Here is a 16,926-nt window from a genome sequence, read left to right on the forward strand (position 1 = left end):
AAAGGAAGACGCTTTCTGGCCTGCGATCACCGTAGGTTTGCAGGATTTCGCAGGCACTGGGATCTACGCGGGCGAATATGTCGTCGCGACCAAGACTTTCGACAACACGCTGCTGCCCGGCCGCGTCAAGGTGACCGGCGGTCTGGGCTGGGGGCGTCTGGGCAGCCACGGCAGCATCGGTGCGCCCTTTGGTGGCAACCGTGGCTCCTTTGTCGGGGGCAGCACGGGGGGCAAACCTTCGTTTGATCAATGGTTTCGCGGGTCGGCTGCGCCCTTCGCCGGGGTAGAGTGGGCGGTGAATGACCGTTGGACCCTCAAGGCGGAATACAGTTCCGACGCCTATGAGACCGAAGACGGCTCGCGCGAGATCTTTACCCGTAAATCGCAGTTCAACTTCGGTACTGAATACCAATATTCCGATGGGCTGCGGTTGGGGGCCTATTATCTCTATGGGTCCGAGATCGGGGTGAACCTGCAATACCAGTTGAACCCCCGCAAGCCGCTGACGCCGGTCAAGATTACCCCGGTCGCGCCGCTCAAGGTGCGCCCCAGCCGCGCGACCTCTCCGGCGGCTTGGGATACGCAATGGGCCGCCAGCACCAACCAGCAGCGCAGCCTGCGCGATCAGGTGAAAGAGGTGCTGGATGCCAGCGGTCTTTCCCTCGTGGCGCTGACGCTTGATTCCGCCAAGGCCGAGTTGCGGTTGCGCAATGACCGGTATCAGGCCCCGGCGGTTGCTGTGGGGCGTGGTGCGCGCGCGCTGGCTTGGGTGCTGCCCGCCTCGGTTGAGACCTTCCGCGTCGTCTTGGTCGAAGAGGGTTTGGCGCAATCCGCCGTGACCCTGCGCCGCTCTGACCTTGAGGCTTTGGAGTTTGACCCGCAGGCCGCCGACGCGCTGCTGGCGGTGGCGGGCATCGGTGAGGCCACCCCCCGGCCGCCCGGCGCGATGGAAAATGACGACCTCTACCCGGATTTCGCCTGGTCCATCGGCCCCTATCTGTCGCCCAGCTATTTCGACCCGGAAGAGCCGGTTCGCCTGGATGGCGGCGTGGAGGTCACGGCCAGCTATCGCCCCGCGCCGGGCTGGACCGTCGCAGGCGGTCTGAAGCACCGTCTTTTTGGCTCTGTGGGCGATAAGACGACGCCGAGCAATTCAAGGCTTCCCACCGTCCGCACCGAGGGGCCGCGCTATGCCCGCGAAGGCGAGACGATCATCGACAATGCCTATGTGAGCAAGCAATGGAAGGCCGGCAATGACCTCTATGCGCGGGTCACGGCAGGCTATCTTGAGCGGATGTTCGGGGGTGTTTCGGCCGAATTGCTGTGGAAACCCGTCAACAGCAATCTCGCACTCGGGGTTGAGGCGAATTACGTGAAGCAGCGCGATTATGATGGTGCTTTGGGCTTTCTCGATTACAGCGTGGCGACGGGCCATGTCTCGGCCTATTACGCCTTTGGCGGCGGCTATCATGGTCAATTGGACGTGGGCCGCTATTTGGCCGGTGATGTCGGTGCGACCGTGACCCTGACGCGCGAATTTACCAACGGCTGGAAGGTCGGCGGCTTTTTCACCATCACGGATGTCTCGGCCGAAGAGTTTGGCGAGGGGTCTTTTGACAAGGGCATCAACCTGACGATCCCCATCGGTTGGTTCTTGGGCGAGCCGGACAAACGCAGCGTGTCTACCACGATCCGACCGATCCAGCGGGATGGCGGGGCGCGGCTTCAGGTGCCGGGCCGGCTTTATGAACAGGTGCGCAGTGGCCATCGCAATTCACTGGAAGATCAATGGTCGAGGGTCTGGGAATGAAGCATTTTGCAACCGGTCTTTTGTTGATCGCCAGCCTTACCTTGAGCGCCTGTGCGGGCGGAGGGCGCGAAGAGGAGCGCAGCCCACTGCTCAGCGCGGGCAGCACGTTGTTTAGCATTCTCAAAGACCGCACCGGACCCGAGGCGCCAGCCAAGGGGCGGGTAACAGTGACGCGCACGCTGCTGGATCAGACGCCCGGCGCGGTCATGCAGGTCGTTCCGGAAAACACCGGGCTGCAGGACTTTCTGAAACGTGTCGCTCGGCGGTCTGATGGCACGCCGGGGATGGTAGAGGTCTGGCAATCCACGGATCAGGTTCAGATCGTCCTGCGCGAAGGCGTGCTGGTCGGCACCAAGGGGCTTGGTGGCGATATGCGCTCGGCCCAAGCGCAAACAGTGATCGCGGCGCTGGACGGGCAGGGCGGCGGCGGCGAAAGGTTAATCACGCTGGCGCGGCTGGATGGCACGGCACAGACGGTGCCCTTTGCCTGCGACGTGACCCATCTGGGTCCAGAAACGATCCAGATCGTGGACCGTCGCCTGTCCGTGCGTCATTTCCGTGAGGATTGTATTTATGGCGCAACGACCTTCAGCAATGACTATTGGGCCGAGGTCGGTACCGGCAAACTCCGCCGTTCGCGGCAATGGGCCGGGCCGCAATTCGGCTATATGGCGATCGACCTTCTGAAAGATTAAAATCCCTGCTTGGCGCTTGTGATCGCAGCCCGCGCGGGCCAATTTGGCGAGATGGATAAAACGCTTCTTTCCCTTGGGCATGGCTATAGCGCGCGCGCATTGGCCGCCCGGTTGATCCCGCAGGGCTGGCGCATCATCGGCACCACGCGCAGCCCCGAAAAGCTTAAAGAGATTGCCGCGACGGGGGTGGACCCGATGCTCTGGCCCGGCGACGATCTGAGCGCGCTTTTGCAAGAGGTGCCGAACTTGCTGGTCTCTGCCGGGCCGGGGCCGGAGGGCGATCCGGTTCTGCTGGAGTTGCAGGATCAGATCACCGCCGCCGCCCCGCATCTGCGGTGGGTGGGCTATCTGTCGACCACTGGCGTCTACGGCGACCACGGTGGCGATTGGGTGGACGAGACCACGCCGCTTGCCCCCTCCACCCGACGCGGCGCGGCGCGGGTGCAGGCCGAGGCGGCATGGGGCGCGATCCCCGACCTGCCGCTGCATATCTTTCGGCTGGCGGGCATCTACGGCCCCGGACGCGGGCCATTTGCCAAGGTGCGCAAGGGCACGGCGCGGCGCATCATCAAGCAGGGCCAAGTCTTTTCGCGGATCCATGTGGAGGATATCGCCCAAGCGCTGGAATTGTCTTTGGCAAAACCGCAGCCGGGGGCGATCTACAACCTGTGCGACGACGACCCCGCTCCGCCCCAAGATGTAATCGGCCATGCCGCCGCCCTTTTGGGTCTGCCCTTACCCCCGGCGGTGAACTTCGACGAGGCCGAGATGACCCCCATGGCCCGCAGCTTTTATGCGGAGAGCAAGAAGGTCCGGAACGATCACGCCAAGGCGGCGTTGGGCTGGCAACCGATCTACCCTGATTATCGCTCGGGTCTGGCCGCGCTGCTGGGGGCGGATGACTGAACCCGTGGCATCGCCCGAGGCACCGAATGCGTCAAGACGAACACACGTTGGCCTATCTGCTCGACAGTATGGAGCGCGCGGCAGAGAAGGAGACGGTGTCGATCAACGATGTGCTGCATGAGATCGGCGACCGTTCCATCACACCGCTGATCCTGATTGTCGCCTTGCTGCTGGTCTCGCCCCTGTCGGGAATCCCCGGCGTCTCGACCCTAGCGGCGGTGACGATCATCCTTTTGGCGGTGCAAGCCGTTACCGGGCGGCGCAGGCTTTGGATGCCGCAGTTTCTGTTGCGGCGCGAAGTGGCGGGCCATCGGTTAAGCGGCTGCGTGCGCTTTTTGCGCCGTCCCTGCGCCTTTGTCGACGGGCGCTGCAAGCCGCGTCTTCAGTTCCTCACCACCGGTCCGATGCGTTTCATCACGCTTGTCGTGGTCACGATCATCCCGCTCGGCTGGCCCTTTATGGAGGTCTTGCCGATGATGTCGTCGCTCGGCGCTGGCACTGTGGCGCTGCTGGTTTTCGGCCTTTTCACCCGCGACGGGCTCTACGTGCTTTTGGGCTATCTCTGCGTGGCGATCACGCTGGTCGCGGGCGGTCTGCTGGTGCTGACCGCTACCAGTTAGGCGCGCTGCGCGCCTAAATCAGCGACGCCGAGCACGTCGAGCACCTTGGCAGTGATCTGTTCAGCGTTCATCCCCGCCACGGCGTACATATCCGCCGGGCTGGCCTGATCGATGAAGGTATCGGGCAGCACCATGGAGCGGAACTTAAGCCCCTTATCAAAGACCGCCTCATCGGCAAGCAGTTGCGCCACATGGCTGCCAAAGCCGCCTACGGCACCCTCTTCGATGGTGATGAGCGCTTCGTGCTCGGCGGCCAGTTTCAGGATCATATCGCGGTCCAGCGGCTTGGCAAAACGCGCATCGGCGATGGTGGGGGTGATGCCCTTGGCGCTAAGCTGCTCTGCGGCTTTCTCGACTTCTTCGAGCCGCGTGCCAAAGGACAAGAGCGCGACCTTGCTGCCTTCCCGGATCATCCGGCCCTTGCCGATTTCCAGTGGCGTGCCGCGCTCTGGCATCTCGACCCCGCGCCCCTCGCCGCGCGGATAGCGGAAGGCGATAGGGCCTTCGTCATGGGCGGCGGCGGTGGCGACCATATGGCGCAACTCGGCCTCGTCTGCGGCGGCCATCACCACGAAACCCGGCAGGTTGGCAAGGAAGGCCACATCAAATGCGCCTGCGTGGGTCGGCCCATCGGCCCCCACCAATCCGGCGCGGTCGATCGCGAAACGCACGGGCAGGCGCTGGATTGCGACATCATGCACGACTTGGTCGTAACCGCGTTGCAGGAAGGTGGAATACATCGCGCAGAAGGGTTTCATCCCCGCCGCCGCCAGCCCCGCGCAAAAGGTCACGCCGTGCTGTTCGGCGATGCCCACGTCGAAACAGCGGCTGGGGTAGCGTTCGGCAAAAAGATCCAGCCCTGTGCCATCGGGCATCGCTGCGGTCACGGCGCAGATCTTGTCGTCCTCGGCGGCCTCGGCCAGCAGGCTGTCGGCGAAAACGCGGGTATAGCTGGGTGCATTGGAGGGGGCTTTCTTTTGCTCGCCCGTAACCACGTTGAACTTGGCCGTGGCATGGCCGCGATCCCGCGCGGCTTCGGCAGGGCCATAGCCCTTGCCCTTTTGCGTCTGGATATGGATCAGGATCGGCCCCGTCGCGCGTTGATGAACGGTGCGCAGCACGGGCAGCAACTGGTCCATGTCGTGCCCGTTGATCGGGCCGAGGTAGGAAAAGCCGAGGTTCTCGAACAGGGTGCCGCCGACGGCCATGCCCTTGAGCATATCCTTGGCGCGTTTGGCGCCTTCGCGGAACGGTTCGGGCAGCAGGCTCACCGCGCCTTTGGCGGCGGCTTTGAAGTCCTGAAACGGCGCTTCGGCATAGAGGCGGCTGAGGTAGCTCGACATCGCGCCGACGGGCGGGGCGATAGACATCTCGTTGTCGTTGAGGATGACGATCAACCGTTTTTTCAGGTCGCCCGCGTTGTTGAGCGCCTCATAGGCCATGCCCGCGCTCATCGCGCCATCGCCGATCACGGCAATCGCGTCGCCCAATCCTTCGGGGATCACGCCACCCAGATCGCGGCCCACGGCAAAGCCGAGCGCGGCCGAGATGGAGGTCGAGCTATGCGCCGCGCCAAAGGGGTCGTAGGGGGATTCGCTGCGTTTGGTGAAGCCCGACAGCCCGTCCTTCATCCGCAGGCTGCGAATACGGTCGCGGCGTTCAGTGAGGATTTTATGCGGGTAGCACTGGTGGCTGACATCCCAGATGATCTTGTCGCGCGGGGTGTCAAAGACCGCATGCAGCGCCACGGTCAGCTCTACCACGCCAAGCCCGGCGCCCAAGTGTCCGCCGGTTTCCGACACGGCCGAGATCGTCTCGGCCCGCAGTTCACGCGCGACTTGGGTCAGTTCGGCATCGGACAGGCGTTTCAGGTCCGCAGGGCGGGTGACCTGATCAAGCAGGGGGGTGGCGGGTTTGTCACTCATCGGGGCCTCTCTGGTGCCGCATTGGCGCATGTGCCGCCCGGCTAGCTGTCGCGGGCAATAACGAAGGCGGCAGCGGCTCGCAAGCTCTGCGCCTCTGGTCCATATTCAGATAGGGCGTCGCAGGCCATGTCCACCAATTCGGCGGCGCGGGTCTTGGCCCCGGCCAGCCCAAGGTGGGATACGAAAGTGGCCTTTCCCGCCGCGTCATCCTTGCCGACGGCCTTGCCAACCGTTTCGGCGTCGCCTTCGACATCGAGAATGTCATCCGCGATCTGAAAGGCGAGGCCGAGGTGTTTGGCATAAGTTCCAAGGGCGGTGGCATCGGCACCGGCCATGCGCGGCCCGGCCATGGCGGACCATTCGATCAAGGCGCCGGTCTTGCCTGCCTGAAGGGCCGTGATCTCGGCCAGCGACAGCGGCGCGGGGGCGGTTTCGGCGGCGATGTCCAGCGCTTGCCCGCCGACCATGCCGCCGACGCCTGCCGCTTGGGCGAGGCTCGTCATCAGAATCAGACGCGCCTCCGCCGGGCAGGCGAGTTGCCCGAGCAGTTCAAAGGCCAGCGTTTGCAGCGCGTCACCGGCCAGAACGGCGGTCGCCTCATCCCATTTGCGGTGCACCGTGGGTTGGCCCCGGCGCAGATCGTCGTCATCCATACAGGGCAGATCGTCATGCACCAGCGAATAGGCATGCAGCGCCTCAATGGCCGCAGCGGCTGGGGCGGCCATGCCGGGGGCGATGCCATGCAGCCGAGCGGATTCGATCACCAGAAAGCCACGCAGCCCTTTGCCGCCCGCGCAGGCATAGCGCATTGCATCGGCCACCGGGCCCTGGCGCTCGGCCAAGGCCGCTTCGATCTGCGCCTGTGCCAGATCGCGGGCATGGGCGAGCGCCTCTGCCAAGGGAAGGGGGGTGGGCTGGAAGGTCATGCAGGCGGTCAAAGCCCTTCGACGGGTTTCAGCCCATTGGGGTTGCCATCGCCATCAAGGGTGATCGCGGCGACCTTTTCTTCGGCCTCTTTCAGCTTGGTCTCGCAGCGCGCCTTAAGCTTCGCCCCGCGTTCGTAAAGCGCGATGCTTTCGTCCAGCGCGACATTGCCGTTTTCAAGCTGGCCCAACACTTTTTCAAGCTCGGCCATGGCGGTCTCAAAGTTCATCTCTTCTACGGGTGTGTCAGACATTGCGCGCCTCGTTGGTCGGAATTTCGCGCGACAATAGTGCTTCGCGTCGGGCATTGCCAGCGGGCTGGCCTTATGAATTTTACCTATGTGTTTCGCCGCAGGGCCGGGTCAGTCCGGGGCCAGCATATAGCCCGCGCCGCGCACGGTTTGCAGGTATTGCGGCTGTTTCGGATCGCTTTCAATCTTGCGGCGCAGGCGGGTGATTTGAACGTCCACCGCGCGTTCCTGCGCTTGACCCCGGTCGCGGCCCAATTCTTCGACCAGTTTAGACCGGCTGAGCGCGACACCGGGCTGCGCGGCGAAAATCTTCATCAGTTGCACTTCGGTCGCGGTGAGACGTACCAGATCGTCGCCCTGCCACATCTCACCCCGCTCCATGTCATAGCGGATCACGCCGAGTGACAGCACTTTTGGCGCGGCATCGGCGGCAGAGGTATCGGGCATACGGCGCAGGATCGCATTGATGCGCAGCAGCAGTTCTTTCGGCTCAAAGGGTTTGGGCAGGTAATCATCCGCCCCGGCCTCCAACCCTTCGATGCGGTTGTCGGTCTCGCCCTTGGCGGTCAGCAGCAAGATCGGCGTTTGCAGGGTTTCGCGCAGGGATCGGGTCAGCGCCATGCCGTCTTCGCCGGGCATCATCACGTCGAGCACGATCAGATCAAACTCTAGCCCCGCCAGCACCCGGCGCGCATGGGCCGCATCGCGGGCCGTGCTGACCAGAAAGCCGTTCCGCATCAGGAATTTCTTTAGCAGGCTGCGGATGCGCTCATCGTCGTCGACAACCAGCAGGTGCGCGTCAAGCTCGTTCATGGAGCGCTTTCGCGGAGCCGGTCAAAGCTCTGGCGCATTTCGGGATCCATCATGGCCTCCAATACCGTTCTGAAACCGGCCACGGCGTCGGGCCCGGCGGTGCGAAAGGCCAGCCGCATGCGCGCGCGCTGAGCATCCGATAGCTCTTGTTCCAGCTTGCGACCATCGTCGGTCAAGAACAGATGCCGCTCGCGCTTGTCATTGCGGCCAACCTTGCTTTGCACCAGACCATCGGCGATCAACGTGCGCAAGACACGGTTGAGCGATTGTTTCGTGACCCCGAGGATGTTGAGCAAGTTGTTCACGGTCGTGCCGGGGGCGCGGTTGATAAAGTGGATGGCGCGGTGATGTGCGCGGCCATAGGCCATATCGGCCAGAATCCTGTCGGGATCGGCAGTGAAGCCGCGATAGGCAAAGAACATCGCCTCAATCCCCTGCCGCAGTTGTTCGTCGGTCAAAAACAGCAGGCTGTCGCCGCTGCTTGGGGCCATCATGCGCCCGTCAGCCATAGTATCTCTCATTCTCTCTCGGGCCTATTGGGGGTCAGTTTACGTCAGCGTTGTTGACATTCCAATAGTGAAAGGCTATCGAATCTCGTGTTTTGCGCAATTAAATGTCTGCTTCTGCCGATTTTTGCGCAATTTTTGAAAAGATAGCGCGTCATTTGGGAGGTAAACACCATGGCAGGCGGATATGACAACCGAGATGGGTACATCTGGATGGATGGCAAAATGGTGGACTGGCGCGAGGCCAATGTCCACATCCTGACCCATGCGATGCACTATGCGTCTTCGGTGTTCGAGGGCGAGCGCGCCTATAATGGCAAGATCTTCAAAAGCCGTGAACATTCTGAGCGGTTGAAGCGTTCGGCTGAAATGATCGACTTTAAAATCCCCTACACCATTGATGAGATCGAAGCCGCCAAGGCCGAAGTCCTCGCCGCCTCTGGCCTGCAAGACGCCTATGTGCGCGCGGTCGCATGGCGCGGTGTGGGCGAAGACATGGGTGTCGCCTCGGCCCGCAACCCGGTGCGCTTGGCCATCGCGGCATGGGAATGGGGTGCCTATTACGGTGACGCCAAGATGAAGGGCGCCAAGCTCGACATCTCCAAATGGAAGCGCCCCTCGCCTGAGACGATCCCGAGCCACGCCAAGGCGGCAGGTCTCTATATGATCTGCACCATGTCCAAACACGCCGCCGAAGCGAAGGGCTGTTCGGACGCGATGATGTACGACTACCGCGGCTATGTGGCCGAGGCGACGGGCGCGAATATCTTCTTCGTCAAGGATGGCGAAGTGCACACGCCGACGCCTGATTGCTTCCTCAATGGGATCACCCGTCAGACGGTCATTGGCATGCTGAAGGACAAGGGGATTACCGTCCACGAGCGCCACATCATGCCCGAGGAGCTGGAAGGGTTCGAGCAGTGCTGGCTGACCGGCACCGCCGCCGAAGTGACCCCGGTGGGGCAAATCGGCGACTGGAAGTTTGAGGTCGGCGCGCTGACCCGTGAGATTGCCTTGGACTATGAAAAGCTGGTGCGCGGCTAAACGCTGCCGCCGAACTTTGCCAAAGTTACCCCGCCGTCCTGCAAACCCTTGCGGACGGCGGTTGCGATTTGAACGGCCTCTGCCGTGTCGCCATGCAGGCAGATCGTGTCGATCCGCGTGGGGATGTGTTTGCCGCTTTCGGTGATGATTGCGCCCGCTTTGACCATGTCGACCATCCGCGCCGCGGCGGTGTTGGCGTCATGGATCACGGCACCCGGCTTACTGCGGTCGACCAGCGTGGCGTCATCGTTGTAGGCGCGGTCGGCAAAGATTTCTCCGGCCCAGTTGCAGCCTAGTGATTTCACCGCCCGTTCCTGCGCTGTGGCGGCGAGGACCATGACGATGAGATCGGGCGCCACGCTCAGCGCCGCCTCATAGAGATCGCGGGCCAGTTCCTCATCCTCAGACGCCATATTCGCCAGCGCGCCGTGGAGCTTCAGATGCCGCACCTCCGCGCCGACGCTGCGGGCCATGCCGACACTTGCCGCGACCTGATAGCGGATTTGGTTTTGCAGCGTGCCGCGCGGCACCGCCATGCGGTTGCGCCCGAAGCCCGCCAGATCCATGAACCCCGGATGCGCGCCGATGCCGACGCCGTTTTCATGTGCCATGCGCATCGTCGCCGCCATCACATCCGCGTCACCCGCATGACCGCCGCAGGCGATGTTGGCCGAGGTCACGACCTTCAACAGTGCCGCGTCGTCGCCCATCGTCCATGGGCCAAAGCTTTCGCCCATATCGGCGTTCAGATCGACGGTGGTCATGTCTTGTCCTTCTCGAATGGGTCGGCGGTGGCCGAGACCACGCCGGAGATCAGTTGATAGCCCAAGAGGTCACGGATCCGCGCGGGATCGCGCAAGAGCGGTTGGCGGCGCTTGGGTAGGGTAGCGAGGTCGGCGCGGTGGCGCGTCTCGGCGGCCAGCGCTTCGTCGAGGTCGACGAACTCGAATTGCAGCGCAGCACCCGGCTGGGCCTGCGCGACGATCGGCAGGTCGCAGGGGATCACCGTGCCGATGCGGGGGTAGCCGCCGGTGGTCTGACATTCACACATCAGCACGAAGGGCGCACCGTCGCCGGTGATCTGGATGTCGCCGGGGGTGATGACTTCGGACACGATCGTCAACTGCCCGCCGGTCGCGAAACCTTCGCCGTCATGATCCATCCGCGCGCCCATGCGGTTGGCGCGGGCATCGCGGCGGAAGGTGGTTTCGGTGAACCGCTGGCGGGTTGCTTCGTCGAAGGCGTCGGTCTGCATGGAGGCGACGATGCGTACACGCTCCGCGCCAAAGCGGTTGTCGCGGGGCAGGGTGAGGTTCGTCTCACCGCCCTTGTCCGCCCCCAGCGGCAGGGTCTCACCACTTTGCAGCAGCGCGCCAATGCCAGCGGCCAAATGGCTGGAGCGGGACTCCATCACCGGCTCAACATCAAAGCCGCCGCCCACATGAAGGTAGCCATAAGCCCCATCCCGCGCGCCGCCGATGGTCAGTTTGGCCCCGGCAGGCAGCAGGTGGCTGGCGTTCCACGCAATCGGCTCGCCGTCGATGCTGACCTGCATCTGCGCGCCGGTGAGGGCGATGCGGATGTCTTGCTCGGCTTCAAAGCTGCCGCCGCTGCCCGCCATTTCCAACGCGGCACAGTTTGGGTCTTGCCCCAACAGGGCGGCCCCTTCGTGCAGGGCGGTCGGATCCGCCGCGCCGCCATGGGTCAGGCCAAGGGCGCGGTAGCCGGGGCGGCCAAGGTCTTGAACCGTCATCGCCGGGCCAGCTTGGAGGATGGTCAGCGTGCCGCTCATGTCAGCGCCTCCCGCACGGCACCGCCCGTGGGGTCATCGGCGATGCGGTCGAACTCTTGCCGGGTGATGGATGGGAAGATCAACTCATCGCCCGGCGACAGCGGAAAGGGCATATCGCTGCCCGGGCGGAAGGTGCGAAAAGCCGTCTGGCCGATATGCCGCCAACCGGTGGGGGAGGCATTGGTGAAGATGATCAACTGCCGAATTGCCACGACCAGCGCGCCGGGGGGTACGGATTTCGTCAGCCCCTGCTGGCGCGGGATGTCCCAATGGGGCGCCAATTCACCCATGTAGGGCTGACCAGGCGCGAAGCCGATGGTCAGCACCCGCACCCGCGCCTGCGACAGTTCCGCAATGGCCGCGTCGGGGTCGAGGCCCGCGGCCTCGGCGGCTTCCTCCAACTGCGGGGCGAGGTCGGTGCCATAGACGGTCGGCACATGCCACAGGCTGCGCCCGGCGGGGAGGGCTTCGGCGAACCAGTCGCGGGTTTCGAGCAGTCCCTGCAGGCGGTCGGTCATCGTGGTGATTGCTGCTTGGGAGACCTCGAATTGCACGAAGGTCGACACCAGCGAGGTGCTCCTCTCGCGCACCTCGGGCCAGTCCTGTTCCTCTACCGCCGCGCGAAAGGCGAGGGCGGCGCGGTTGGCGGGTTCGGACATCTTCTCGGCAAAGGTGACCAATAGGCCAGAGAGGCCGACACTGCGGATGCGGGGCCGGTCAGTCATTGGAGAGCATCCTTTCGTAAAGGCGCGGCAGCAGCACCGGGGTCAGATACATCGGCAGTTGCCAACAGCCGATAACGATCATCAAGGGCGCCAGAACCTCGGGCGGGAGTGCGACGAGGAAGAGCGCGATATTGCGGTTGCCCGCGCCGATCGCCAGCGGGCCGGCCACAGCATGCAGCGGGCCGCGCCGGGTCAGCAGCAATGTGCCCGCCTGCAACAGATAGCTTAGGGTGAAGGCCAGCACCGTCCAGCCCGCCACCGCCCAGGGATCGCTCCGCAGCGCGGGGTTGAGTGCCGCCATAAGCCCGACGACAATGACCGAGAAGGCCAGCACCGACGCGCCGTCGAGCGCTTCGATCTGACGCGCTGAGGGGCGCGGCAGGAAGACATGGCGCAGGGCAAAGCCCAAGCCCGTCGCCCCAAGGATCACCGCCAACAGACGCATCGCGGCTTGGGCCACGTCCGAGGCAGGTCCAAGTTGCGGCAGCAAAGCCAAGACCGGCAGTACCGTCAGCGGAAAGGCGGCGGTGCCCAGCACCATCAGTTGCATCATCCGCCCGGCATCGAGCCGCAGCAACAGGGCAAGGTTGACGCTGCCCGTCAGCGCCGGGGCCGCGGCGGCCAGCGTCACCGCCAGCGCGGCGGGGGTCTGCGCCAGCCCGGCCAGCGTGAAGCCCCCCAGCAGTGCCAGCGGCAGCACCGTCTGCAAGGCCACTACCGAGGCCAATCCCCAAAGCAAATCCCGTACAGCCCCAAGGGCCGCGCGATGCCCGATCCTGAGCGCGGTGATTGTCAGCAGCGCCGCCACCATCTGCGGCAACCACCCGGCCAGCGCCGCCGCAAGGCTGGGCAGAGCCAACCCCGCCAGCAGCCCCACGATCAGGCAGGCCCGCGCATGGCGCGAGGCCAGTCTGAGGATATGCAGCATGATGGATCACCCGCTGGCCGGGCCGCTGCGCAGGTTTTCAGGCAACCACGTCGCCACTTCGGGGAACCAGATCAGCACGAAAACCATGAAAACCATGATCGCAAACATCGGCAGCGCGGCCTTGGTGATATAGCCCATCTCGTGATTGGTCATGCCTTGCAGCACGAAGAGGTTAAAGCCAATCGGCGGGGTGATCTGGGCCATTTCGACGACCACGACCACGAAGATGCCGAACCAGATCAGGTCGATGCCTGCGCCGCGCACCATCGGCTCCACCACGGCCATGGTCAGCACGACCGAGGAAATCCCGTCGAGGAACATGCCCAGCACGATATAGAAGACCAAAAGCGCCATCAGCAACTCGAAGCGAGACAGCTCCATCGCCGCAATCCCGTCGGCCAAGGCACGGGGCAGGCCGGTGAACCCCATCGACAGTTTCAGGAACGCCGCGCCCGCAAGGATCAGCGCGATCATGGCGGAGGTGCGCATCGCGCCCATCAGGCTTTCGCGGAAGCTGTGCCAGTTCAGCGAGCCTTGGAACAGTGCCAGCGTCAGGGAGCCGATCACGCCGATCGCGGCGGCTTCGGTCGCCGTGGCAAAACCCAGATACATGGAGCCGATCACGACCGAGATCAGCGCGAAGACCGGCAGCAGGAAGCGCGAGTTCCGCAGCTTGTCGGCAAAGCTCATGTCGGTCTCGACATCGGGGTTCCAGTCTTTTGACAGCTTACTGGTGATCGCGACATAGCCCATGAACATCAGCGCTAGCAGCAGGCCGGGCATGACGCCGGCAAAGAAGAGCTTGGTGATGCTTTCATTCACCGTCACGCCATAAACGATCAGCGCCAGCGAAGGCGGGATCATCAAGCCCAACGTGGCGGCCCCGGCCAGCGTGCCGATGATCATCTTCTCGGGATAGTTGCGCGCCCGAAGCTCCGGGATCGACATCTTGCCCACGGTGGTCAGCGTTGCGGCGGAAGAGCCGGAAACGGCGGCAAACACAGTACAGCCGACGATATTGGTATGCACCAGTCCGCCCGGCAGTTTCGCGAGCCAAGGCGACAGCCCGCGGAACATGTCTTGCGACAATCGCGTGCGGTAGAGGATTTCGCCCATCCAGACAAAAAGCGGCAGCGCGGTCAGCGTCCAACTAGAGGAACTGGCCCAGATCGTGGTGATCATCGCGTCGCCGACGGGGCGGGTGGTGAAAAGCTCCATCCCGACCCAGGCCACGCCCATCAGGGCGAGCCCGACCCAGACACCGGTGCCGAGGAGGAAGAACAGGACGATCAGGAACAGGGCAATGGCATAAATCTCGGTCATGGCGTCATTCCCCGAAGCTTTGATCGACTAGGTCACGGGTGACGCGGTGGTCGCCCTTGAAGATGAGGTGCAAAAGGTTGTCCGTCAGCGCGATGGCGAGGATGCCGCCGCCGATGACCATGACAGATTGCGGTATCCACAGCGCGGTGGCGTCTTGGTCTTGGCTAACCTCGTTGAACTTCCACGACCAATAGACGAACCAATAGGCGTAATAGGTGAAGTACCACGCGACCGCCGCCGCCACGGCGAAACACCAGATATCAAGCAGTCGCTTCCCGCCCGTGCTCAGCGCGTTAAGCAGGATCGACACGCGGATATGCGAGCCGCGGTTCAGCGCATTTGCAAAGGCGAGGAAACTTGCCCCGGCCATGGCATAGCCCGCATAGCTGGCCGCGCCCGGAAAGACATTGCCGGTCCAGCGGGCGACCATCTGGGCCACGATCAAGGTGAGGATGGCCACCAGACAGAGAGCCGCCAGCGCCCCCGCCCCGATGTAAAGCCCGTCCAATAGTCTGCGCAGCGCCTTCATCTGGCTCTCCCTCAGTCAAGTCATGCCCCGGCATGAGAACGGCGGCCCCGAAACAGGGCCGCCGCAAGTTGTGCGATTATTGCATCGCCTTATAGTCATCGACGATTGCTGCGCCGTCTTCGCCCGCGGCTTCGAGCCATTCTTGCGTCATGGTGTCACCCACTTCACGCAGGCCGGACATCAGCTCTTCGCTGGCAGGCTCCACGTTCATGCCGCCTTCGCGCAGCCCGTCATAGGTGAACTGGGTGTAGTCCTTCGACGCTTGCAGGCCACGCTCTTCGGCCTCGGTCGCGCAGGTGGTGATCGCCTCTTTGTTGGCGTCCGTGACTTCGGCCCAGACATCGGCGTTCACCATCACGTAGTTGCGCGGCAGCCAAGCGTCGACCTCGTAGAAATGCGTCAGGCTTTCCCAGACCTTCTGGTCATAGCCGGTGGCACCCGAAGAAATCATTGATTCCGCGACACCGGTGGCGAAGGCTTGGCTGACTTCGGCAGCCTCAATAGTGACGGGCGACATGCCGGTCAGTTCGGCCAAGCGCGCGGTGGTGTTGTTGTAGGAGCGGAATTTCACGCCCTTCATGTCCTCGACCGAGCCGACTTCCTTCTTGAAGTAGAGCCCTTGGGGTGGCCATGGCACGTTATAAAGCAGGACGAGGTTTTGCTCTTCCAGCACGGCTTCGACTTTGGGCTTGGCGGCTTCCCAGAGCTTCGCGCTCGCCTCGAAAGAAGGCGCGAGGAAGGGGATGGAGTCAAAGCCGAAGACCGCGTTCTCGTTCTGGTGGCCAGAGAGCAGACGCTCGCCGATCTGAACCTGACCGGTCTGGATCGCGCGTTTGATGTCGGCCCCAGCGAAAAGTGCGCCGCCCGGATGCACAGTGATCTCGATCTCGCCGCCGGTGGCTTCGGTCACGCATTCGGCGAATTGCACGCCGTTCTCGGAATGGAAGTTCGAGGCCGAATAGGCCATCGGCATATCCCATTTCTCGGCCGCGAAGGCGGGCATGGCGGTGCCCAGTGTCAGGGCGGTCATCGCCGCGCCGGCCATCAGTCTTGCTGTCAGTGTCATTTGGTTTCTCCCTTGTTTATTTGCGTGCGCGCTTGGCGTTATCTGTCAAAGCGCTGGGGGTGATACGGGGTCAGATCCGTGTTTGGCGGCTGCCCCGTGATCAATCCGGCGATCAGTCGGCCCGTTTTCGGCCCGCCCGTCAACCCGATGTGGTGATGCCCGAAGGCAGTATAGACCCGGCTCGTCCCGATCTGCCCGATCAGGGGCAGCGAGTCGCTGGGGGCGGGTCGGTGCCCCAGCCATTCGATCTCTTCCTCGGCGGTGAGGTTGGGAAAGGCGGCCTTGGCCTGACGGCGCAGCAGCGCCAGTGGCGCTTTGGAGGCGCCCGCCTCTAGCCCGCCGAACTCGACGATCCCGGCGCAGCGCAGCCCTTCGGTCATGGGCGTGGCGACGAATTTGCCCGCCGCCATCATGGTGGGGCGGGAGGGGCCGCCTTGGGCGTCTTTGAAGACGATGTGGTAGCCGCGTTCGGACTCCAGCGGCACATTGATCCCCAGCTTGCGCATCAGCGGTTTCGACCAGACGCCCGTGGCCAGCAGCACGTCGTCGCAGGGCAGGGGGCCTTGATCGGTCAGGACCGAAGTGACCTCTTCATCAAGGACCGTGATGTCCTCAACCTCGGCCCGTCTAATAGTGCCGCCCATCCCCTCAAACGCCTTGGCCAGCGCCCGGACATAGCCGCCGGGGTCGGCGATGAAACCGTGGTCGGCCAACCGGGCGATGCAGGTGATCTGCGGGCCATAGGCCGGGTCGAATTCCTGAACCGCGCCGCCTTCGATGATCTCTGGCACGAAGCCCGCCTCGCGGCGGAGCGCCCATGTATAGGCTTCGGCCTCAAAGGCCGCGCGGCTGGTATAGGCAAAGCAATAGTCGCCGTCGCGCACCCAATCGGCCAGCCCCAGATCGGCGCAGAGGGCTTTGTGTTGCGCCACGCTGTCGCTCACGATGGGCACCAGCCCGGCAGAGATGCGTCGGGTGTCGGCATCGTTGGCGTGGCTCATGTAGCGGCGTAGCCATGGCAGCAGACGTGGGAGATAGGGCCAACGCAGGAACAGCGGAAACTCGGGGTC

General features: G+C 63.7%; 18 protein-coding genes. 5 read left to right on the plus strand and 13 right to left on the minus strand.

Going from position 1 to position 16,926, the window contains the following annotated elements; translation table 11 throughout:
- The 4 genes from A3722_RS06465 to A3722_RS06480 all read left to right on the plus strand — a co-directional run.
- Positions 1 to 1,810 (plus strand): YjbH domain-containing protein (locus tag A3722_RS06465; RefSeq protein WP_067916010.1); only part of this gene is annotated, 1,810 nt, incomplete at its 5' end.
- A complete protein-coding gene (locus A3722_RS06470) occupies positions 1,807 to 2,505 on the plus strand; it encodes a YjbF family lipoprotein (RefSeq protein WP_161487351.1) in 699 nt (232 codons plus the stop codon). The genes A3722_RS06465 and A3722_RS06470, both read left to right, overlap by 4 nt.
- Positions 2,506 to 2,556: 51 nt before the next feature.
- Positions 2,557 to 3,411, plus strand: a complete 855-nt coding sequence (locus A3722_RS06475; protein WP_067628597.1) for an SDR family oxidoreductase — start codon at positions 2,557 to 2,559, stop codon at positions 3,409 to 3,411.
- Between the two features lie 26 nt (positions 3,412 to 3,437).
- Entirely contained in the window at positions 3,438 to 4,031 is a 594-nt protein-coding gene (locus A3722_RS06480; protein WP_067628585.1) for an exopolysaccharide biosynthesis protein, read from the plus strand.
- On the opposite strand, the gene dxs is transcribed toward A3722_RS06480, so the two are convergent.
- The 5 genes from dxs to A3722_RS06505 form a co-directional block, all read right to left on the minus strand.
- The gene (gene dxs / locus A3722_RS06485) at positions 4,028 to 5,956 is read right to left on the minus strand and encodes a 1-deoxy-D-xylulose-5-phosphate synthase (RefSeq protein ID WP_067628583.1); all 1,929 of its coding nucleotides are present in this window, start codon (positions 5,954 to 5,956) and stop codon (positions 4,028 to 4,030) included. The genes A3722_RS06480 and dxs overlap by 4 nt on opposite strands.
- Before the next feature lie 41 nt (positions 5,957 to 5,997).
- Positions 5,998 to 6,882 (minus strand): polyprenyl synthetase family protein, encoded by an 885-nt coding sequence (locus tag A3722_RS06490; RefSeq protein WP_067628581.1) that lies wholly within the window; start codon positions 6,880 to 6,882, stop codon positions 5,998 to 6,000.
- 8 nt (positions 6,883 to 6,890) lie between these two features.
- Positions 6,891 to 7,133: an exodeoxyribonuclease VII small subunit gene (locus tag A3722_RS06495; protein WP_067264990.1), complete on the minus strand. Its 243-nt coding sequence runs from the start codon at positions 7,131 to 7,133 to the stop codon at positions 6,891 to 6,893.
- 108 nt (positions 7,134 to 7,241) lie between these two features.
- Positions 7,242 to 7,943, minus strand: a complete 702-nt coding sequence (locus tag A3722_RS06500; protein ID WP_067628577.1) for a response regulator — start codon at positions 7,941 to 7,943, stop codon at positions 7,242 to 7,244.
- Positions 7,940 to 8,452 (minus strand): MarR family winged helix-turn-helix transcriptional regulator, encoded by a 513-nt coding sequence (locus A3722_RS06505; RefSeq protein ID WP_067628575.1) that lies wholly within the window; start codon positions 8,450 to 8,452, stop codon positions 7,940 to 7,942. Before A3722_RS06505 ends, A3722_RS06500 begins: the two co-directional genes overlap by 4 nt.
- Positions 8,453 to 8,623: 171 nt before the next feature.
- Between A3722_RS06505 and A3722_RS06510 the strand changes: the two genes are divergently transcribed.
- Positions 8,624 to 9,493, plus strand: coding sequence for a branched-chain amino acid aminotransferase (locus tag A3722_RS06510; RefSeq protein WP_067628573.1), 870 nt, complete (start codon positions 8,624 to 8,626; stop codon positions 9,491 to 9,493).
- On the opposite strand, the gene A3722_RS06515 is transcribed toward A3722_RS06510, so the two are convergent.
- The 8 genes from A3722_RS06515 to A3722_RS06550 form a co-directional block, all read right to left on the minus strand.
- The gene (locus A3722_RS06515) at positions 9,490 to 10,257 is read right to left on the minus strand and encodes a LamB/YcsF family protein (protein ID WP_067628571.1); all 768 of its coding nucleotides are present in this window, start codon (positions 10,255 to 10,257) and stop codon (positions 9,490 to 9,492) included. The two genes, A3722_RS06510 and A3722_RS06515, sit on opposite strands and share 4 nt — an antisense overlap.
- Positions 10,254 to 11,285: a biotin-dependent carboxyltransferase family protein gene (locus tag A3722_RS06520; protein ID WP_067628568.1), complete on the minus strand. Its 1,032-nt coding sequence runs from the start codon at positions 11,283 to 11,285 to the stop codon at positions 10,254 to 10,256. Before A3722_RS06520 ends, A3722_RS06515 begins: the two co-directional genes overlap by 4 nt.
- Complete coding sequence (locus A3722_RS06525; RefSeq protein ID WP_067631306.1) at positions 11,282 to 12,010, minus strand: 5-oxoprolinase subunit B family protein; 729 nt, start codon at positions 12,008 to 12,010, stop codon at positions 11,282 to 11,284. The genes A3722_RS06520 and A3722_RS06525 overlap by 4 nt, the downstream gene beginning before the upstream one ends.
- Complete coding sequence (locus A3722_RS06530) at positions 12,003 to 12,938, minus strand: hypothetical protein (RefSeq protein ID WP_067631303.1); 936 nt, start codon at positions 12,936 to 12,938, stop codon at positions 12,003 to 12,005. The genes A3722_RS06525 and A3722_RS06530 overlap by 8 nt, the downstream gene beginning before the upstream one ends.
- A gap of 6 nt (positions 12,939 to 12,944) precedes the next feature.
- Positions 12,945 to 14,261: a TRAP transporter large permease gene (locus A3722_RS06535; protein WP_067631300.1), complete on the minus strand. Its 1,317-nt coding sequence runs from the start codon at positions 14,259 to 14,261 to the stop codon at positions 12,945 to 12,947.
- A gap of 4 nt (positions 14,262 to 14,265) precedes the next feature.
- The gene (locus A3722_RS06540) at positions 14,266 to 14,790 is read right to left on the minus strand and encodes a TRAP transporter small permease (protein WP_067631297.1); all 525 of its coding nucleotides are present in this window, start codon (positions 14,788 to 14,790) and stop codon (positions 14,266 to 14,268) included.
- 76 nt (positions 14,791 to 14,866) lie between these two features.
- Positions 14,867 to 15,856, minus strand: coding sequence for a TRAP transporter substrate-binding protein (locus A3722_RS06545; RefSeq protein WP_067916012.1), 990 nt, complete (start codon positions 15,854 to 15,856; stop codon positions 14,867 to 14,869).
- 38 nt (positions 15,857 to 15,894) lie between these two features.
- On the minus strand, positions 15,895 to 16,926 hold a 1,032-nt coding region (locus A3722_RS06550; RefSeq protein WP_067916014.1), incomplete at its 5' end, for an NAD(P)/FAD-dependent oxidoreductase.

The organism is Sulfitobacter sp. HI0027, from assembly GCF_001634775.1.
In the GTDB taxonomy this organism is placed as follows: domain Bacteria; phylum Pseudomonadota; class Alphaproteobacteria; order Rhodobacterales; family Rhodobacteraceae; genus Sulfitobacter.